19 protein-coding genes are annotated in these 18,018 nt (G+C 68.8%); 16 read left to right on the top strand and 3 right to left on the bottom strand.

The genetic code is table 11. The features are described 5' to 3' along the window. Positions 1-4: 4 nt before the first annotated feature. Positions 5-850 carry an amidohydrolase family protein gene (locus tag SALMUC_RS25715; protein ID WP_020041188.1) on the bottom strand — a complete coding sequence of 282 codons (846 nt, stop codon included), beginning with the start codon at positions 848-850 and terminating at the stop codon, positions 5-7. A gap of 36 nt (positions 851-886) precedes the next feature. Next, the gene (locus SALMUC_RS25710) at positions 887-1,684 is read right to left on the bottom strand and encodes an IclR family transcriptional regulator (protein ID WP_037372959.1); all 798 of its coding nucleotides are present in this window, start codon (positions 1,682-1,684) and stop codon (positions 887-889) included. 153 nt (positions 1,685-1,837) lie between these two features. On the opposite strand from SALMUC_RS25710, the gene SALMUC_RS25705 reads away from it, so the two are divergent. The 14 genes from SALMUC_RS25705 to SALMUC_RS25640 all read left to right on the top strand — a co-directional run bounded on the left by SALMUC_RS25705 (position 1,838) and on the right by SALMUC_RS25640 (position 14,993). Then, positions 1,838-3,145: an ABC transporter substrate-binding protein gene (locus tag SALMUC_RS25705; RefSeq protein WP_020041190.1), complete on the top strand. Its 1,308-nt coding sequence runs from the start codon at positions 1,838-1,840 to the stop codon at positions 3,143-3,145. A 68-nt stretch (positions 3,146-3,213) separates the two neighbouring features. After that, positions 3,214-4,110, top strand: coding sequence for a carbohydrate ABC transporter permease (locus tag SALMUC_RS25700; RefSeq protein WP_020041191.1), 897 nt, complete (start codon positions 3,214-3,216; stop codon positions 4,108-4,110). Continuing rightward, positions 4,110-4,976: a carbohydrate ABC transporter permease gene (locus SALMUC_RS25695; protein WP_020041192.1), complete on the top strand. Its 867-nt coding sequence runs from the start codon at positions 4,110-4,112 to the stop codon at positions 4,974-4,976. The genes SALMUC_RS25700 and SALMUC_RS25695 overlap by 1 nt, the downstream gene beginning before the upstream one ends. Before the next feature lie 3 nt (positions 4,977-4,979). Then, the gene (locus tag SALMUC_RS25690) at positions 4,980-6,071 is read left to right on the top strand and encodes an ABC transporter ATP-binding protein (RefSeq protein ID WP_020041193.1); all 1,092 of its coding nucleotides are present in this window, start codon (positions 4,980-4,982) and stop codon (positions 6,069-6,071) included. Next, complete coding sequence (locus tag SALMUC_RS25685) at positions 6,071-7,192, top strand: mandelate racemase/muconate lactonizing enzyme family protein (protein WP_020041194.1); 1,122 nt, start codon at positions 6,071-6,073, stop codon at positions 7,190-7,192. Before SALMUC_RS25690 ends, SALMUC_RS25685 begins: the two co-directional genes overlap by 1 nt. Then, a complete protein-coding gene (locus SALMUC_RS25680; protein ID WP_020041195.1) occupies positions 7,189-7,518 on the top strand; it encodes an L-rhamnose mutarotase in 330 nt (109 codons plus the stop codon). The genes SALMUC_RS25685 and SALMUC_RS25680 overlap by 4 nt, the downstream gene beginning before the upstream one ends. Beyond that, entirely contained in the window at positions 7,508-8,554 is a 1,047-nt protein-coding gene (locus SALMUC_RS25675) for a Gfo/Idh/MocA family protein (RefSeq protein ID WP_020041196.1), read from the top strand. Before SALMUC_RS25680 ends, SALMUC_RS25675 begins: the two co-directional genes overlap by 11 nt. Then, a complete protein-coding gene (locus SALMUC_RS25670; protein ID WP_020041197.1) occupies positions 8,555-9,007 on the top strand; it encodes a MaoC/PaaZ C-terminal domain-containing protein in 453 nt (150 codons plus the stop codon). It begins immediately after the preceding gene. Further along, on the top strand, positions 9,004-9,726 hold the full coding sequence (locus tag SALMUC_RS25665; protein ID WP_020041198.1) for an SDR family oxidoreductase: 723 nt from the start codon (positions 9,004-9,006) through the stop codon (positions 9,724-9,726). The genes SALMUC_RS25670 and SALMUC_RS25665 overlap by 4 nt, the downstream gene beginning before the upstream one ends. Before the next feature lie 10 nt (positions 9,727-9,736). Then, entirely contained in the window at positions 9,737-10,582 is an 846-nt protein-coding gene (locus tag SALMUC_RS25660; protein ID WP_020041199.1) for a fumarylacetoacetate hydrolase family protein, read from the top strand. Then, positions 10,579-11,847, top strand: coding sequence for an enolase C-terminal domain-like protein (locus tag SALMUC_RS25655; protein ID WP_020041200.1), 1,269 nt, complete (start codon positions 10,579-10,581; stop codon positions 11,845-11,847). The genes SALMUC_RS25660 and SALMUC_RS25655 overlap by 4 nt, the downstream gene beginning before the upstream one ends. A gap of 283 nt (positions 11,848-12,130) precedes the next feature. Beyond that, positions 12,131-13,111, top strand: a complete 981-nt coding sequence (locus SALMUC_RS25650) for a C4-dicarboxylate TRAP transporter substrate-binding protein (RefSeq protein ID WP_020041201.1) — start codon at positions 12,131-12,133, stop codon at positions 13,109-13,111. A gap of 80 nt (positions 13,112-13,191) precedes the next feature. Further along, positions 13,192-13,719: a TRAP transporter small permease gene (locus SALMUC_RS25645; RefSeq protein ID WP_020041202.1), complete on the top strand. Its 528-nt coding sequence runs from the start codon at positions 13,192-13,194 to the stop codon at positions 13,717-13,719. Then, entirely contained in the window at positions 13,710-14,993 is a 1,284-nt protein-coding gene (locus SALMUC_RS25640; protein WP_020041203.1) for a TRAP transporter large permease, read from the top strand. The genes SALMUC_RS25645 and SALMUC_RS25640 overlap by 10 nt, the downstream gene beginning before the upstream one ends. Positions 14,994-15,088: 95 nt before the next feature. Here SALMUC_RS25640 and SALMUC_RS25635 read toward each other — a convergent pair whose 3' ends face one another. Continuing rightward, positions 15,089-15,919: a phytanoyl-CoA dioxygenase family protein gene (locus SALMUC_RS25635; protein WP_020041204.1), complete on the bottom strand. Its 831-nt coding sequence runs from the start codon at positions 15,917-15,919 to the stop codon at positions 15,089-15,091. A gap of 113 nt (positions 15,920-16,032) precedes the next feature. Between SALMUC_RS25635 and SALMUC_RS25630 the strand changes: the two genes are divergently transcribed. Next, positions 16,033-16,917: a LysR family transcriptional regulator gene (locus SALMUC_RS25630; protein ID WP_020041205.1), complete on the top strand. Its 885-nt coding sequence runs from the start codon at positions 16,033-16,035 to the stop codon at positions 16,915-16,917. Between the two features lie 139 nt (positions 16,918-17,056). Then, positions 17,057-18,016, top strand: coding sequence for a cytochrome c oxidase subunit II (coxB, locus tag SALMUC_RS25625; protein WP_020041206.1), 960 nt, complete (start codon positions 17,057-17,059; stop codon positions 18,014-18,016). Positions 18,017-18,018 lie beyond the last annotated feature (2 nt).

Genomic DNA, 18,018 nt, shown 5'->3' with positions numbered 1-18,018 from the left:
CGCCTCAGAGCTTCCAGATCCGCTCGGCCGTGCCGCCGTAAAGGGCGGCGCGGTCGGCCGCGCTCCAGTCCGCGACAATCGCCCGCGTGGCCGCCATCCAGGTCGACAGCCCGCCGCCCAGCGTGCAGACCGGCCAGTCGCCGCCCCAGCAGATCCGCTCGGGGCCGAAGGCTTCGGCCGTGTGCATGACCCAGCGCGTCAGCTGGTCCAGCGTCCAGTCCTCGCCGCCGTAGGCGATCACGCCCGAGATCTTGGCGCTCACGTTGGGCCGTCTGGCCAGCTCGGTGATGTCACGCGCCCAGCTGTCCCAGCCTCCGCCCGCGATGTCGGGCACGCCGCAATGGTCCAGCACGAAGCGCACCTCGGGCGCGGCGTCGGCCAGCTCGATCGCCAGCGGCAGCTGCCGGGCCAGCACGCAGAGGTCAAAGGGCAGGTCCGGCCCCGCCAGCCGCCGCAGGTTGGCGCGGAAGATATCGCCGCGCGACAGCTCGTCGGGCACCACGTGCAGCGGTCGGCGAAAGCCCACGACGATGTCGCGTCCCACGGCGCGTTCGAGAAAGGCCTCGAAGTCCGGCGACTCGGGCCGGCAGGCGGCGATGGCCCCCCGGATCGGAAAGACGCCGGAGGCTGCCAGCTCCTCGATCCAGCCGGTCTCGGCCTCGATCAGCGGGTCGGCGACGTCGACCTCCATATGCAGCGCACCCCCGATGCCGAGGCGCCGCGCCTCGCGCGCGTAGTCCTCGAGCGTCCAGTCGCGGTCGAGCGGCGGCGCGCCCGACAGCCACGGGTAGTCGAGCCGCCCGCGGTCCACGAGGTGCAGGTGCGTGTCCAGGATCGGTGTATCCGTCATGTCGTCCTCCCTGAGTGAAATTCACCCGAGAATGGATCATTCAGATACGAATGTCTCCCCCTCGCTGGAGCACCCGCCGAATTCCGACAGCGCCGTGGTCGTCTCGACCAGCGCCGCGGCGGCCTCGTCCATGCTTGGGGCACCCTCGCTGTCGACCAGCGGCAGGTAGGGGATCGTGACCGCCGCCAGCGGCTCGCCATCGGCGGAGAGCACCGGCGCCGAGATGTTCGTCACGCCGACCGTCTGTGCCGAGGGCATGGCCTCGTATCCCCGCGCGCGGATCTCGTCGAAGCGCGCCTCCAGCGCGGGCGGGATGTCGCGGGCCGGCGCCCCGGTGTCGCGGTTCTCGGCCACCATCATCTGCCGCCGCTCGGGGCTTGAGAAGGCCAGCAGCACGTGACCCGAGCCCGTGTCAAAGAGCCCGATGTGGCTGCCCACGCGGATCGAGATGCCCCAGTAGCCGGGCGCCTCCTGCTGCGCGATCACCACGGCGTTCCCGCGGTCGAAGACCACCAGCTGGTTGGCCTGGCGCGTGCGCTGCGACAGCTCGCGCAGAAGCGGCGTCGCCAGCGAGGCCAGCCGCCGCGTCGGCGCGTGGAACTGCGCCAGCCCGAACATCTTGAGCGTCAGCGCGTAGCGGTCGCCGTCGACCCGCGTGACGTAGCCGCGCCGCGCGAGGCGGTCGAGCATGCGGTAGAATTCGTTCGGAGACCGCCCGAGCGCCTTGGCGATCTCGGACTGGGTCAGGCCGCCCTCAATGCCCGCGAGCAGCTCGAGAATGTCGAGCCCCTTGTCGAGCGCCGGCGCGCGGTATCGGTCTGTGGTGTCGGTCATATGATCCTCGATGAAGCGCGCCATTCATCAACGAATACGACATGCAAATCCAGCGGAAATTCTTGACAGCGACGGCATGTCAGTATTCTTTTATGAATAGAGTATCCATATTTGAGGGCAATTCGACCCTCGGGGAACTTCAGGGAGGAAAACATGAAACTTCTGACGACCGTATCGTCGGCCGCGCTCGCGCTCGCCTCGGTGGCTGCCGCGCAGGACCTGCCCGGCAGCTTCGAGGGCGTGACCATCGAGGCCAAGCTCATCGGCGGGCAACAGTACGAGCCGCTCTATGCCCGCATCGCCGAGTGGGAGGAGGCCACCGGCGCAACCGTCGACGTGATCTCGAAGAAGAACCACTTCGAGCTGGACCGCGAGATCAAGTCCGACATCGCCATCGGCCAGCTGGACTGGTGCGTCGGCTCGAACCACTCGTCCTTCGCCCCGCAGTATCCTGGCATCTACGTCGACCTGCGCGACTACCTCCCCGAGGAGGCGCTCTCCGACTTCGTGCCCGGCAACATCGAATCGGCCACGCTGAACGACCGGCTGGTGATGCTGCCGCGCGCCCAGTTCGACGTCTCGGCGCTCTACTACCAGAAGAGCCTCTACGAAGACGAAGACAACAAGACCGCCTTCGAGGAAGAATACGGCTACCCGCTCGCGGTGCCGGACACCTGGGACCAGGTGGCCGACCAGGCGAAGTTCTTCGCCGACGCGCCCAACTTCTACGGCACGCAGTATGCCGGCAAGGAAGAGGCCATCGCCGGCCGCTTCTACGAGATCCTCGTCGCCAACGGCGGCGAATTCCTGAACGAGGACGGCGAGCCCGCATTCAACTCCGAGGCCGGCGTCGAGGCGCTGAACTGGTTCGTCGACCTCTACCAGGCCGAGGCCGTGCCGGCGGGCGTGCCCAACTACCTGTGGGACGATCTCGGCCAGGGCTTCGCCTCGGGCACCGTGGCGCTGAACCTCGACTGGCCGGGCTGGGCCGGCTTCTTCAACGACCCCGACTCCTCGAAGGTCGCGGGCGACGTTGGCGTCGCGCCCCCGCCCAAGGGCTCGGCCGGGGTCCGCTCGGGCTGGTCCGGCTTCCACGGCTTCAGCGTGACCGAGGACTGCGCCAACCCCGAGGCGGCCGCCTCGCTGGTCTGGTTCCTCACCAACGCCGACAGCCAGAAGCTGGAAAGCGCCGCGGGCCCCCTGCCCTCGCGCCAGTCGGTCTGGGACCACGTCATCGCCGAGGCCGAGGGAGACGCCTACCGCACCGACGTGCTCGAGACCTTCCAGGTCGCGGCAGAGGGCGCCTTCCCGGTGCCGCAGACGCCCGCCTGGATCGAGATCACCAACGTGCTCTACCCCGAGCTTCAGGCCGCGATCCTTGGCGATGCCACCCCGCAGGAGGCACTCGACACCGCCGCCGAAGAGGCGACCTACGTCCTCGAGGACGCGGGCGAGCTCTGATCTCTCCCGCCACCGGCCGGGCCGCCCCCGCGCGGCCCGGCGCCGTCTTTCCGACAGGAGCCCCCCCGATGAAGGCCACGCGCCTGCCCCCTCATGTCATGCTGCTGCTGCCCGCGGTGATCGTGCTCGCCGCGGTCGTCGTGCTGCCGCTGCTGCTGTCGCTGTGGTCGAGCTTCACGCCCTTCCGCCTGACGCGGCCGGACTCGATCTACAACTTCGTCGGCCTGCGCAACTACGAGCGCATCTTCATCGACACCGATTTCTGGATCGCCTTCGGGCGCACCGTGCTGCTGCTGACCGTGGCGCTGAACCTCGAGATGCTGCTGGGCCTCGGCCTCGCGCTGCTGGTCGACCGGCAGACCCGCGGCCAGCGCGCCCTGCGCACGATCCTGATGTTCCCGATGATGTTCTCGCCAATCCTCGTGGGCTTCCAGTTCAAGTTCATGTTCAACGACAACGTGGGCCTCATCAACAACGCGCTGCAGTCGCTGGGCGTGACCGACCAGGCGATCCCCTGGCTGATCGACGGCGCGCTGGCCTTCACGGCGATCACCGCCGCCGAGGTCTGGTCCTCGACCGCGGTCTTCGCGATCTTCATCCTCGCGGGCCTCATGGCCATGCCGCGCGAGCCGCAGGAGGCCGCCCGCGTCGACGGCTGCACGCCCTGGCAGACGTTCCGCTACGTGACCTGGCCCTTCCTGATGCCCTTCGCCTTCATCGCCATGACGATCCGCAGCCTCGACGTGGCGCGGGCCTACGACATCATCAAGATCATGACCGACGGCGGCCCCGCCGGCCGGACCGAGGTGCTCTGGACGCTGATCGCGCGCACCGCCTACTCGGACGCGCGCATGGGGCTGGCCAACGCCATGGCCTATGTCGCCATCCTGCTCTCGGTCGCCTTCACGGCCTTCTTCTTCTCACAGCTCGGCAAGGCCCGGGCCCAGGTCGCGGGAGACTGGTGATGGACGCGAACAAGACCGCACGCGTCAGGAAACGCGCCTCGGCCTGGGCGCTGAACGTGACGCTCTTCATCGCCATGGCGATCATCTGCCTGCCGGGCCTGTGGATCGTGCTCAACTCGCTGCGCCCCACGGTCGAGATCATGGCCAAGCCGCCGATCTGGATTCCGCGCGAGCTGTCGCTGCAGGCCTATGTCGACATGTTCTCGGGCGTCGGACAGGGCGGCATCCCGGTGCTGGAATACTTCCGCAATTCGGTCATCATCGCCGTGACCTCGACCGTCATCTCGCTGGCGGTGGGCATGTCGGGCGGCTACGCCTTCGCGCGCTACCGCTTCCGCGCCAAGTCGGGCTGGTTCCTCGGCCTCATGCTGACGCGAACGGTCCCGGGCATCGCGCTCTCGCTGCCGCTCTTTTTCCTCTACGCGCGGGTCGGGCTGATCGACACCCACGCGGGCATGATCCTGGCCTATACCGCGCTCAACGTGCCCTTCACGATCTGGCTGATCGACGGCTTCTTCCGGCAGGTCCCGCGCGACCTCGCCGAGGCGGCGCAGATCGACGGCTGCACGCGCTGGCAGGCCTTCTGGCAGGTGGAATTCCCGCTCGCCCGCCCCGGCATCGCGAGCGCCGGCATCTTCGCCTTCCTCACCTCGTGGAACGAGTTCGCGCTGGCCAGCCAGCTCACCCGCTCGACCGACAGCAAGACGCTGCCCGTGGGGCTGCTCGACTACACCGCCGAGTTCACCATCGACTGGCGCGGCATGTGCGCGCTTGCCGTGGTGATGATCATTCCGGCGCTTCTTCTGACTTACGCGGTGCAAAAGCACCTCGTCTCGGGCCTGACCTCGGGCGCGATCAAGGGATAAGGCATGGCCACGCTCACTCTTTCCACCCTCGACAAGAACTACGGCGCCTTCCACGCGGTGAAGGGCATCGACCTGGCCGTGAACGACGGCGAATTCGTCGCCCTCGTCGGCCCCTCGGGCTGCGGCAAGTCCACGACGCTGCGCATGATCGCGGGGCTCGAGGACATCACCGGCGGGGACATCCGCATCGGCGACCGGGTCGTCAACGACCTGCCGCCGCGCGACCGCAACATCTCGATGGTGTTCCAGTCCTACGCGCTCTACCCGCACATGACGGTGGCCGAGAACATGGGCTTCTCGCTCAAGATCGCGGGCCGCGACACCGCCACCATCGAGGCCGCCGTGCAGGAGGCCGCCCGCGTGCTCGACATCGAGCCGCTGCTGGAACGGCGCCCGGCGCAGCTCTCGGGCGGGCAGCGCCAGCGGGTCGCCATGGGCCGCGCGATCGTGCGCGACCCGGACGTGTTCCTCTTCGACGAGCCGCTGTCGAACCTCGACGCCAAGCTGCGCGGCCAGATGCGGACCGAGATCAAGCAGCTGCACGCCCGTCTGGGCGCCACGGTGGTCTACGTCACCCACGACCAGATCGAGGCCATGACGCTGGCCGACCGCATCGTCATCATGAAGGACGGCCTGATCGAGCAGGTCGGCACCCCGGACGAGGTCTTCAATCGCCCCGCCTCGCGTTTCGTCGCCAGTTTCATCGGCTCGCCGCCGATGAACATGACCGAGGCCACCGTCACCGGCGGCGCGCTGCAGCTTGACGACGGCACCACGCTGCCCCTGCCGCCAGGCTTCTCGCCCGCCGAGGGGCGCCGCGTGGTCCTGGGCCTGCGGCCCGACGACATCTACCCCGAGGGCCACGGCATCCACAGCGAGGACGGCCACGCCGTCGACATCCGCGAACTTCCCGTGAACCTCTCCGAGCCGCTGGGCAACGAGACGCTGCTCTTCACCGAGCTGGGCGGCCAGAGCTGGACCGCCCGCATGCTCAACCCGCGCAACCTGCGCCGGGGCGAGGTGCTGCGCTTTCACATCGACCTGTCACGCGCGCATCTCTTCGATGCCGGCACCGGCCACACGCTGAGGTCCTGATGGCGCGCATCGAACAGATCACCCTTCGCATGGTCGACCTGGCCCCCAAGGTGCCGCGGACCGATGCGATCCAGTCCTTCGTCAGCCAGGAGACGCCCGTCGTCACCGTGACCGACAGCGATGGCGCCACGGGACAGGGCTATTCCTACACCATCGGCACGGGCGGCTCCTCGGTCATGGCGCTGCTGGCCGATCACCTCGCGCCACGGCTCGTCGGCCGCGAGGCCGAGGAGGTCGAGGCGATCTGGAACGACCTCGAGTTCGCGACCCACGCCACCACCGTGGGCGCGATCACCTCCATCGCGCTGGCCGCCATCGACACCGCGCTGTGGGACCTGCGCTGCCGGCGCGCGGGTCTGCCGCTGTGGCGCCTGGCGGGCGGGGCCAAGCCCTCGGCCCCCTGCTACACGACCGAGGGCGGCTGGCTGCACCTGCCCACCGGGCACCTCGTCGAGGATGCGCTGGCGGCCAGGGAACAGGGCTTCCGCGGCTCCAAGGTCAAGATCGGCAAGCCCACCGCGGCCGAGGACCACGCCCGGCTGTCCGCCCTGCGCGACGCGGTCGGGCCGGACTACGAGATCATGACCGACGCCAACCAGGGCTTCCGCCGCGACGCGGCCCGGCGCCGGGCGCTTGCGCTGGCCGACTGCGACCTCGCCTGGATCGAGGAGCCGCTCGCCGCCGACGACGTCGAGGGCCACGCCGAGCTGGCGCGCATCGCGCCGATGCCGGTGGCGGTGGGCGAGTCGCTCTACTCGATCCGCCATTTCGCGGACTATGTGGCACGCGGCGCGGCCAGCGTCATCCAGGTGGACGCGGGCCGCATCGGCGGCATCACGCCCTGGCTGAAGGTCGCCCACATGGCCGAATGTCACGGCCTCGCCGTCGCGCCGCATTTCCTGATGGAGCTGCACGCCTCGCTGGTCTGCGCCGTCCGCAACGGCGCCTGGGTCGAATACATCCCGCAGCTGGACGAGATCACCGGCACCGGACTGAGGATCGAGAACGGCGCGGCCCTTGCACCCGAGACGCCCGGCATCGGCATCGACTGGGACGACACCGAGATCGACCGCCGGGCCGAGGCGCAGTTCACCACGACGATCAGGGAGGGCATCGAATGATCCGCATGGGTCAGATCATCGGCGTGAAGCCGGAGGAGATCGAGGAATACAAGCGTCTGCACGCCGAGGTCTGGCCCGGCGTGCTGGAGAAGATCCGCGACTGCGGCATCCGCAACTACACGATCTTCCTGCGCGAGCCGGAGAACCTGCTCTTCGCCTACATGGAATACCACGGCGACGACTGGGACGCCGACCAGGCGAAGATGGCCGCCGACCCAGAGACGCAGCGCTGGTGGGAGATCAACAAGCCCAAGCAGGCACCGCTCGACACCCGGGCCGAGGGCGACTGGTGGTCCCCGCTCGAAGAGGTCTTCCATGTCGACTGATCTGAAACAGGACTGGGAGGCGCCCGCGACGCGCCGGCCCGTGGTGATCTTCGGCGCGGGCTCGATCGTGCGCGACGCGCACCTGCCCGCCTGGGCCGCCGGTGGCTACGAGGTGGCGGGCCTCACCGACCCGGACCGCGCCAAGGCCGAGGCGCTGGCCGAGGCCCACGGCACCCGCGCGCTGACGCAGGACGAGGCGCTGGCGGTGCCCGGCGCGGTCTTCGACCTCGCCACCCCGCCGGACGTGCACGCCAGCATCCTCGCCCGCCTGCCCGGGGGCGCGCCGGTGCTGGTGCAGAAGCCGATGGGCAGCGACCTCGACGCCGCGCGCGAGATCCTGCGCATCTGCCGCGAACGGCGCCTTCTGGCGGCGATGAACTTCCAGCTGCGCTTTGCCCCGATGGCCGTGGCGCTCAAGGATGCCATCGACCGCGGCCTGCTGGGACAGGTCACAGACATCGAGATGCACGGCGTGCTCGCCACGCCCTGGGGCCTGTGGAAATTCCTCGCGGGGCTGCCCCGGATCGAGATCGCCATGCACTCGATCCACTACCTCGACCTGATCCGCCACCTCGCGGGCGACCCCCGGGGCGTGGCGGCGCGCACGCTGGGCCATCCCGCCCATGCGGTCGCCCAGACGCGCACGGCGGCGATCCTCGACTACGGGTCCGACCTGCGCTGCGTGCTCTCGGTCAACCACGACTGGGACTACGGCCGCCCGCACCAGGCCTGCGAGATGCGCGTCGCGGGCACCAGGGGCGCCGCCTTCATGAAGATGGGCGTGAACCTCGACTACCCGCACGGCGAGCCGGACGTGCTCGAGCTGAACACCGGCGAGGGCTGGCAGGCGGTGCCGCTCACCGGCTCGTGGTTCACCGAGAGTTTCACCGCCCGCATGCACAACCTCCAGCGCGCCGCCGCCGGCGAGGAGAGGCTGATCGCGCCGGTCGAGGACGGCTGGCGCACCATGGCGCTGGTCGAGGCCTGCTACGCCTCCTCCGCCGCGCCCCTGACCCCGATCGAGGATACCCCCTGAATGGAACGCCCCCGCTACCTTGAAGAGATCGAGATCGGCGAGAGCCGGGAAACCAACGGCCGCACGATCACCGAGACCGATTTCGTCGTCCACGCCGGCCACACCGGCGACTTCTTCCCGCATCACATGGACGCCGAGTTCATGGCCAAGAGCGAGTTCGGCGGCCGCATCGCCCACGGCACGATGATCTTCGCCATCGGCATCGGCCTCACCGCGACCGAGATCAACCCGCTGGCCTTTTCCTACGGCTACGACCGGCTGCGCTTTGTCCGGCCGGTCTTCATCGGAGACACCATCCGCACCCGCTGCACCATGGCCCGCAAGGAGGACGACCCCAAGCGGCCGGGCTCGGGCCGGCTCTTCGAGACGGTCGAGGTGCTGAACCAGCGCGACGAGGTCGTGCTGGCCTGCGAACACATCTACGTCGTCCAGAAGAAAGAGACCCCCGCATGAGCGACCTGACCGGACAAACCGTCGTCATCACCGCCGCTGCCCAGGGCATCGGCCGCGCCTCCGCGCTGGCCTTTGCCCGCGCCGGCGCCCGCGTGATCGCGACCGACATCAACGCGGACGCGCTCGCCGGGCTCGAGGGCTGCGAGACGCACCGCCTCGACGTGCTCGACGCCGCTGGCGTGGCCGCCTTCGCCAAGACGATCGGCCCGGTCGACGTGCTCTTCAACTGCGCGGGCGTGGTCCACGGCGGCACCATCCTCGAGGCCACGGACGCGGACCTCGACTTCGCGCTCGACCTCAACCTCAAGGCCATGGTGCGCACGATCCGCGCCGTTCTTCCGGGGATGCTGGAGCGCGGCGCGGGCTGCATCGTCAACATGAGCTCGGTCGCCTCCAGCGTGAAGGGCGTGCCCAACCGCTTCGCCTATACCGCCAGCAAGGCGGCGGTGCTGGGGCTGACGAAATCCGTGGCCGCCGACTACGTCACGCAGGGCATCCGCTGCAACGCGATCTGCCCCGGCACCGTGCAGTCGCCCTCGCTCGACGACCGGCTCGCCGCAACCGGCGATTACGACAAGGCCCGCGCCGATTTCATCGCGCGCCAACCCATGGGCCGCATCGGCGCGGCCGACGAGATCGCCGATCTCGCCGTCTACCTCGCCGGCGCGACCTACACCACCGGCCAGGCCGTCTGCATCGACGGCGGCTGGACGATCTGAAGGACCCGACATGAAACTGCTTCGTCACGGCGCCCGCGGCGCCGAGAAACCCGGCCTGCTGCACAGCGACGGCACGATCCGCGACCTCTCGGGCCTGGTCCCGGACCTCGCCGGAGAGACGCTCCACCCCGAGGGCATCGCGAAGATCGCGGCGCTCGACCCCGATGGCCTGCCCGTGGTCGAGGGCAACCCGCGCCTCGGCCCGCCCATCGCGGGCACCGGCAAGTTCATCTGCATCGGCCTCAACTACTCGGACCACGCCGCCGAGACCGGCGCGACCGTGCCCCCCGAGCCGATCATCTTCATGAAGGCCAGCAGCGCCATCTGCGGGCCGAACGACCCCATCGTGATCCCGCGCGGCTCGGAAAAGACCGACTGGGAGGTCGAGCTTGCCGTCGTGATCGGCAAGCCCGCCAAGTACGTCTCCGAGGACGAGGCGATGGACCACGTCGCGGGCTATGCGATCACCAACGACGTCAGCGAGCGCGCCTTCCAGGCCGAGCGCGCCGGCCAGTGGACCAAGGGCAAGAGCTGCGACAACTTCGGCCAGATCGGCCCCTGGCTGGTCACCCCCGACGAGGTGCCGGACCCGCAGGCCCTCAAGATGTGGCTGACCGTCGACGGCGAGACCATGCAGGACGGCTCGACCGAAACCATGGTCTACGGCGTGCGCTTCCTCGTGAGCTACCTGTCGCAGTTCATGACCCTGCACCCGGGCGACGTGATCTCGACCGGCACGCCGCCGGGGGTGGGCCTGGGGATGAGCCCGCAGCGGTTCCTCAAGCCGGGCGAGGTCGTCGAACTGGGCATCGAGGGTCTGGGCCGCCAGCGCCAGGACGTGGTGGCCGACGCATGAGCCGGATCACGGGCCTTCGCACCCACGACCTGCGCTTTCCCTCGGAGGGCGCGCTCGACGGGTCGGACGCGATGAACGCCGACCCGGTCTACTCGGCCGCCTACATCGTGCTCGAGACCGACGGCGGGCACGAGGGGCATGGCCTGACCTTCACCATCGGTCGCGGCAACGAGCTGTGCGTTGCCGCGATCGAGGCGCTGCGCGATCTTGTCGTCGGGCGCGACACCGACGACATCCGCGCCGACCCCGGCGCCTTCTGGCGGGCCATGACCGGCGACAGCCAGCTGCGCTGGGTGGGGCCCGAGAAGGGCGTCATCCATCTTGCCACGGGCGCGGTGGTCAACGCCGCCTGGGATCTCATGGCGCGCGAGGCCGGGCTGCCGGTCTGGCGGCTGGTGGCCAACATGGCGCCGGAGGATCTCGTGAAGATCCCGGACTTCCGCTACATGACCGATTACCTCGACCCCGGCGCGGCGCTGGAGCTGCTGCAGGAGGCCGACCGCGGCAAGCCCGACCGGATCGAGGCCCTGCGGGCCGAGGGCTATCCCTGCTACACCACATCGGCGGGCTGGCTGGGCTACCCCGACGACAAGCTGCGCCGTCTCTGCCGAGAGGTGCGCGCGCAGGGCTTCAGCCACGTCAAGATGAAGGTCGGCCGCGACCTTGCGGACGACATCCGCCGCCTGGCCATCGCCCGCGAGGAACTGGGGCCGCGCGTCACGCTGATGATCGACGCCAACCAGGTCTGGGAGGTCGGGCAAGCCATCGACTGGGTGAAGAAGCTCGCCTTCGCCGAGCCCTGGTTCATCGAGGAGCCGACCAGCCCCGACGACATCCTCGGGCACAAGGCGATCCGCGAGGCGGTGGCCCCGGTGCGCGTGGCGACCGGCGAGATGTGCCAGAACCGGGTGATGTTCAAGCAGTTCATCGCCGCCGGCGCCATCGACGTGGTGCAGATCGACGCCTGCCGCCTGGGCGGTCTGAACGAGGTCTTCGCCGTCCAGCTCATGGCCGCCAAGGCGGGGCTGCCGGTCTGGCCGCACGCCGGGGGCGTCGGGCTTTGCGAATACGTCCAGCACCTCGGCATGATCGACTACGCCGTGATCTCTGGGCGCAAGGACGACCGCCGGCTCGAGTACGTCGACCACCTGCACGAGCACTTTACCGACCCCTGCATCCTGCGCGACGGCGCCTACCTCGCGCCCGACGCGCCGGGCTTCTCGATCCGGATCAGAGACGAGACTCGCCAGGCCTTCGCGGTCTAGCGATCGCCCCGGGCGCCTTGCGCCCGGATGCGGCAGGCAAGCCCGACCCCGGCCCGACAGGGACCGGGGTCGGAGGCGTTTCTCCAGCAAGGCTCTGTATTTGAATGGAAAGTTCTGCGCGAGCACGCGCCGAAAGCTCCTGGCAGAACTTTTGAGAAGGTCCCGCCAGGACGTGGTCACGGGGCTGTTGACTCGGCATTTTATTATATGTGAAGACTCTCTTCATATAAAAAGTGCGGCATGCGGGAGGTGTGCCGGCTTCATCATTCGGGAGGAGACCGTCATGAAGAGATTCACGAGCGCAGTGCTGATTGCCACGGGCATCGCGGGCGCCACGCCGCTCATGGCCGCCGACTACACGATCCGGCTCGCCAACTCGCTCTCGCCGCAGGAGCCCACCAACCAGGCGGCGACCTTCTTTGCCGAGGAAGTGGCCAAGCGCACTGACGGCCGCGTCGAGATCCAGGTCTTCCCGGCCCAGCAGCTGGGCAGCGAGAAGGACGTGAACCAGATGATGCGCCAGGGCGCGCCGATGATCTCGGTCACCTCCTCGGGCTACCTGTCCGACTTCGTGCCCGACATCGGCGTGCTGGAAGGGCCCTACCTGCTGGACGATCCGTCCCAGTTCGACGCGCTGGTCGACTCCGAGTGGTTCGACGGCATCAAGGCCGAGTTCGAGCAGGAAGGCATCACCTTCCTCGTGGACAACGCCCTCTTCGGCGGCCGCAACATGCTCTCGGACGAGCCGGTCCGCGCGCCAGCCGACGTCGAGGGCATGACCGTCCGGGTGCCGCCGAACACCGTCTTCATCAAGACCTTCGAGGCGATGGGCGCCCGTCCCACCACGGTCGAATGGGCCGAGGTCTACAGCGCGCTGCAGCAGAACGTCGTCGAGGCCGCCGAGGCGCCGCTGGGCTCGCTCTGGGGCTCCAAGCTGCACGAGACCCGCGACACGATCTCGATGACCACGCACTTCACCGCCTTCACCTTCTGGGTCATCAACGCCGACTACTTCTCGGGCCTGCCCGAGGACATCCAGCAGGTCATGACAGAGGTCGGCGCCGAGGCCGGCGAGCTGGCGACCGAGCTCACCCTCGAGCGCGAGGAAGAATACAAGCAGCAGTTCAGCGACGCGGGCGTCACCATCGTCGAGGACGTGGACATCGCCGCCTTCCGCGAGAAGACCGCAAGCGTCTACGAGTCCTTCCCCGAGTGGACGCCCGGCCTCTACGACACGATTCGTGGCATCCTCGACGCCGAGTGACCGCACCTGCGCCGGCGGCCCCCAAGGGTCGCCGGCGTTTTCGAGTCCCGCGACATGCTTTTCCCCGGGAGCCAGCACCGATGACGACCCCGCCACGCAGGCGCAAGGCCCACCCCCTGCTCGCACATGCCGAAGAGTTCGTGGCGGGCGCCGCATTGGTCGTGCTCGTCGCGACCGTCTGCTGGGGGGTGCTGACGCGCTACGTCACCGCAACCCCCGCCGCCTGGACCGGAGACATCTCGTCGGTGGCCTTCGCCTGGCTGATCTTCATGGGCGGCGCCGCGGCCTTCAAGCACGGCATGCACATGAGCATCGACATCCTCTGGGTGCGGCTGCCCGCCCCCGTCCGGCGCTGGTTGGGGGCCGCGGTCGACGCGCTGGTGCTGGCCTTCCTCGGCTATGTCACCTGGCTGGGCGTCGGCTTCTGCCTCGAGTCGATGGACGACCCGCTGCCGATCCTGCGCTGGCCCCGCGCGATCCTCTACGCCGCCGTGGTGGCGGGCTTTGCCTGCATGCTGCTGCGCTACCTCGGCATCGCGCTGCGCCGGTTCCGGGGCCGGCCGGAGCCCGGCGACGCCGCGGGAGAAGGAGATGCCGGATGGGCCTGACACCGATCGCGATCATGCTGGGGCTCTTCCTGCTGAACGTCCCCATCGCGCTGGCCATCGCCATGGCCTCGCTGAGCTTCTTCCTCATGGGCGCCGGGCTGCCGATCAACGCCTTCGTGCAGAAGATCGCCGCCTCGACCGAATCCTTTCCGCTGCTGGCCGTGCCCTTCTTCATCTGCGCCGGCACGATCATGAACCACGCCGGCATCACCCGGCGCCTGCTCGGCTTCGCCGATGCGCTGGTCGGGCACACCGTCGGCGGCCTGGCCCAGTCCAACGTGGTGCTCTCGGCGCTGATGGGCGGTCTCTCGGCCTCGGCCAACGCGGACGCGGCGATGCAGGCCAAGATGCTGGGCTCCGAGATGGTGCGGCGCGGCTACTCGCCGGGCTTCACCGCAGCGGTCTGCACCTGTTCGTCGGTCATCACGCCGATCATCCCGCCGGGCATCGGGCTGATCCTCTACGGCTTCCTCGGCGATGTCTCGGTCGGGCGGCTGTTCATCGGCGGCGTCCTGCCCGGCGTGGTCATCACCGTGACGCTGATGCTGGTCGTGCGCGTGCTGGCGCGCCGCCGCAACTATCGCCCGACCCGCGCCGAACGCGCGACCCCGCCCGAGGTCGGCCGTGCCTTCGTCGAGGCGCTCGGCGCGCTCTCGATCATCGCCTTCATCCTGATCGGCATCCGGCAGGGGATCTTCACCCCGACCGAGGCCGGCGCGATGACCGTGGTCTACGCCTCGCTCATCGGGCTCTTCTGGCACCGCGAACTGAAGCTCTCGGCCCTGCCCGCGATCATCCGCGAGACGGTGCTGGCCACGGCGGTGGTGATGCTCATCATCTGCGCCGCCGGCGCCTTCGGCTTCTACATGACCTGGGAGCAGATCCCCTCGCGCGGCGCGGCGCTGCTGCTGAGCGTCACCGAGAACCCGCTCCTGCTGCTGCTGCTCATCAACGCGCTGCTGCTCTTCATCGGCATGCTGATCGAGGGCACGGCGGCGCTGATCCTGCTGACGCCGATCCTTGTTCCGGCGGTGACGCAGGTGGGCATCGACCCGCTGCACTTCGGTATCGTGATGGTCGTGAACCTGACCATCGGCGGCGTCACCCCGCCGGTCGGCACGCTGATGTTCACCTCCTGCTCGATCCTCGGCGTCAGCGTCGGCACCTTCGCGCGCGAGGCCTGGCCGTTCTTCGTCTCGCTGCTGGCGGTGCTCCTGCTGCTGGTGCTCGTGCCGGGGATCGTGACCTTTCTGCCCGACCTGCTGATGGGCTAGGCTCCGGCCTCGCGGCGCGCGGGGTGCGCGCGCCGCTCCCGGTTGCCTGCGTGGCCGCCTTTCCCAAGGCGGCCACCAATATTGCCCGGATGGGCTCAGACCTTCATCTCGGTGCCTTTCATCTGCACCTCGCGCTTGGCGCGCAGCGCGGCGGTGTGCCGGGCCAGATCCGCAGGATCGAACAGCCCCGACGGCTCGGGCATCAGGTCGAAATACCCGTAGGCGTCGGTGCCGCGCACCAGCTTGGCCGTCTGCCGCACGTCGCTGGTCTGCCGCATCGAGGTCCGGATGTAGCGGACCGCAAGACCGATCCGCCGGTCGTCGGTGGTGTTCGGGTTCGAGGCGTGGATCGTCAGTCCGTGGTGCAGCGACATCTGGCCGGGGCGCAGCGCGGCCTCGACGGCATCGGCCTCGTCCACGTCCACCTCGATCTCCTGGCCGCGGCTGAGCAGGTTGCGCTCGTCGAAGGTGTCGCGGTGCGAGACCTTGCTCTTGTGGCTGCCCTTGGCAAAGCGCATGCATCCGGCCTCGACCGGCGCCGGCGACAGGGCAATCCAGGCGGTCACTTCCTCGCTCTCGTCGAGACCCCAGTAATGCAGGTCCTGGTGCCAGCTGATGTAGGACGGGGAGCGGGGCTCCTTGACGAAGAAACTGCAGCCCCAGGCCAGGATGTCCGGCCCCATCACGGATTCCACGGCATCGACCACGCGCGGGTCGGTGACGATCCGGTGCACGAGCGGCACGGAGATGAAGCCATCGTCGCGCAGCGCCGCCTTGGTTTCCGGGTCTGTCGCGGCCTGTGCCTCGATCTTTTCGTATTCACGGCGCAGCTCCGCAGCCTCTTGTGCGGAAAACACGTCGACGGGACAAACAAAACCGTCGCGCTCGTAGGCCTGGACCTGGCGGTCGCTCAGTTGGTTCGACATCTGGGTTATCCTCCTCCTTGTCATGGTTCATTGGATAGGACATCGAATTCGCGACCCGCAAACGCGAAAATTGTGGCGTCAGGCCAACCTTTCGTTAGCCTGCGATCATGCCCATGTCCCGCATCCCTTCGTTGAACTGGATCCGCGCCTTCGATGCGGCTGGTCAGCACGAAAGCTTTGCCCGCGCCGCTGCCGCGCTGAATGTCTCGCCCGCCGCGCTGAGCAAGCAGATCGCGGCTCTCGAGACCCACCTGGGCGCACGCCTCTTCGACCGGGGCCCGCACAGCGTGACACTGACGGCCGCCGGGCGCGCGTTCCTGCCCGTCGTGCGCGAGTCGCTCATGGCCCTCGAGGGATCGGCCCTGTCGCTGTTCGGGACACGGCAGAACCGGCCGGTCATCCTCCGGGCGCCCTTCGTGTTCAATGCGTCCTGGCTTGCCAGCCACCTGCAGGACTTCCGGGCCGACAATCCCGATGTCCGGCTGCACATCGTCTCGGGTGCCGCGCAGGAGGAGACCCCGGACGAGGCGGACGTCATCGAGATCAGCTTTGCACGCGTGCCGCCGCCGGACGCGATGATGTTGTTCGGCGAAAGGATCACGCCGGTCGCACGCGCCGAGATCGCCGACCGGATCGGCACGCCCGGCGATCTCATATCCGAAACGCTGATCGAGATCGGCTTTCACCGCACCGGGTGGCAGACCCTGCTGGCGCGGGAGGGACTGGACTTTCGGCTGGCGCGCGCGATCCACACGGAGTCGACCCAGATGGCGCTGTCGCTGGCCTCCGGCGGCGCGGGCATCGCGCTGGCACGCAGGCCGGTCTCCGACTTCCTTCAGGGCTCGCTTGGACTGGTGCCCTGCCTCGAGGATTGCGATCTCGCGGGGACGCAGTCGTTCTACCTGGAGGACCCGTTCCGGAAACGCTCCGAGCCGGCGCAGAAAACCTGCGACTGGATCATCGCCAGAGCCGCGGCAGAGGTTACCGGCGGCGCCTGAGCGGCCCGGCTCCGAAGCTGGCACGCGAGTCCGCACCGGCGCCACATGGCACCAGACATTTGCGCAAGTGCAGTCTTGCCGGAACGCTTCACGCACTCGCGAGTTGTGCGTCAGATCGAGCTCCGGACAGGGCGGAAACTTGCGGTTTTCCATCTACCTCACACTTCCGCTGTTCCTGGCCGGTTGCTCGGGACGCCACAACTGGCTGGCCTCCGCCGGGGCCGAGGCCGATCGCGTCGAAGGGCTGTTCTGGGTCCTGCTGATCGGTGCGGCCGTGATCTGGTGCCTCGTGATCGGCGCGGCGGTCTATGCCCACCGTCGGCAGGTCGATCCGTCCCTCGAAACCCAGGCGCGGCGCTTCATCATCTGGGGCGGCGCGGTGTTTCCCTCGGTGCTCGTCGGCACGCTGCTGGTCTGGGGCCTTGTCATCCTGCGCGACATCACCGCCGACGAGGGCGACCTGACCGTCAGGGTGGACGGCGAGCGATGGTGGTGGCGGGTGATCTACGAAACGTCCGAAGGCGACGTCGTCACCGCGAACGAGATCCGGCTGCCGGTCGACCGGACGGCCCTGTTCCGGCTCACCGCCGACGACGTGATCCACAGCTTCTGGGTGCCCGCGCTCGGCGGCAAGATGGACATGATCCCCGGCCGCGAGACCCGGCTGACGCTGACGCCGGTGAAGACCGGCAACTGGGGCGGGCTCTGCGCCGAATACTGCGGCGGCGCCCATGCGCTCATGCGGTTCGATGCCATCGTGATGGAGCAAGCCGATTTCGAGGCATGGCTCGCGCATGAGGCCGAGCCGGCGCAGGTCGCGGCCGGGGATCCCGGCTACACGGTCTTTGCCGAGGAAGGCTGCGGCGCCTGCCACACCATCCGCGGCACGGAGGCTGCGGGCCCGGTCGGGCCGGACCTGACCCACCTGGCCGCGCGCGAAAAGCTTGGCGCGGGCATCTACGAGATGACGCCAGGGAACATGGCGCGGTGGATCACCGAGACCCACGAGATGAAGCCCGACATCGACATGCCTCCCTACCCCGACCTCTCCGGCGCGCGGCTCGACCGGCTCGTCGCCTTCCTGATGAGCCTGGACTGACG

The organism is Salipiger mucosus DSM 16094 (genome assembly GCF_000442255.1).
GTDB lineage: Bacteria > Pseudomonadota > Alphaproteobacteria > Rhodobacterales > Rhodobacteraceae > Salipiger > Salipiger mucosus.
The sequence above is the reverse complement of the archived record's forward strand: the minus strand, read 5'-3'. Positions and strand labels throughout refer to the sequence as shown.

What these genes read in the sequence shown, in the direction of transcription:
- SALMUC_RS25715 (WP_020041188.1), bottom strand. Translation starts at nt 850, where the DNA reads ATGACGGATACACCGATCCTGGACACGCACCTGCACCTCGTGGACCGC.
- SALMUC_RS25710 (WP_037372959.1), bottom strand. Translation starts at nt 1,684, where the DNA reads ATGACCGACACCACAGACCGATACCGCGCGCCGGCGCTCGACAAGGGG.
- SALMUC_RS25705 (WP_020041190.1), top strand. Translation starts at nt 1,838, where the DNA reads ATGAAACTTCTGACGACCGTATCGTCGGCCGCGCTCGCGCTCGCCTCG.
- SALMUC_RS25700 (WP_020041191.1), top strand. Translation starts at nt 3,214, where the DNA reads ATGAAGGCCACGCGCCTGCCCCCTCATGTCATGCTGCTGCTGCCCGCG.
- SALMUC_RS25695 (WP_020041192.1), top strand. Translation starts at nt 4,110, where the DNA reads ATGGACGCGAACAAGACCGCACGCGTCAGGAAACGCGCCTCGGCCTGG.
- SALMUC_RS25690 (WP_020041193.1), top strand. Translation starts at nt 4,980, where the DNA reads ATGGCCACGCTCACTCTTTCCACCCTCGACAAGAACTACGGCGCCTTC.
- SALMUC_RS25685 (WP_020041194.1), top strand. Translation starts at nt 6,071, where the DNA reads ATGGCGCGCATCGAACAGATCACCCTTCGCATGGTCGACCTGGCCCCC.
- SALMUC_RS25680 (WP_020041195.1), top strand. Translation starts at nt 7,189, where the DNA reads ATGATCCGCATGGGTCAGATCATCGGCGTGAAGCCGGAGGAGATCGAG.
- SALMUC_RS25675 (WP_020041196.1), top strand. Translation starts at nt 7,508, where the DNA reads ATGTCGACTGATCTGAAACAGGACTGGGAGGCGCCCGCGACGCGCCGG.
- SALMUC_RS25670 (WP_020041197.1), top strand. Translation starts at nt 8,555, where the DNA reads ATGGAACGCCCCCGCTACCTTGAAGAGATCGAGATCGGCGAGAGCCGG.
- SALMUC_RS25665 (WP_020041198.1), top strand. Translation starts at nt 9,004, where the DNA reads ATGAGCGACCTGACCGGACAAACCGTCGTCATCACCGCCGCTGCCCAG.
- SALMUC_RS25660 (WP_020041199.1), top strand. Translation starts at nt 9,737, where the DNA reads ATGAAACTGCTTCGTCACGGCGCCCGCGGCGCCGAGAAACCCGGCCTG.
- SALMUC_RS25655 (WP_020041200.1), top strand. Translation starts at nt 10,579, where the DNA reads ATGAGCCGGATCACGGGCCTTCGCACCCACGACCTGCGCTTTCCCTCG.
- SALMUC_RS25650 (WP_020041201.1), top strand. Translation starts at nt 12,131, where the DNA reads ATGAAGAGATTCACGAGCGCAGTGCTGATTGCCACGGGCATCGCGGGC.
- SALMUC_RS25645 (WP_020041202.1), top strand. Translation starts at nt 13,192, where the DNA reads ATGACGACCCCGCCACGCAGGCGCAAGGCCCACCCCCTGCTCGCACAT.
- SALMUC_RS25640 (WP_020041203.1), top strand. Translation starts at nt 13,710, where the DNA reads ATGGGCCTGACACCGATCGCGATCATGCTGGGGCTCTTCCTGCTGAAC.
- SALMUC_RS25635 (WP_020041204.1), bottom strand. Translation starts at nt 15,919, where the DNA reads ATGTCGAACCAACTGAGCGACCGCCAGGTCCAGGCCTACGAGCGCGAC.
- SALMUC_RS25630 (WP_020041205.1), top strand. Translation starts at nt 16,033, where the DNA reads ATGTCCCGCATCCCTTCGTTGAACTGGATCCGCGCCTTCGATGCGGCT.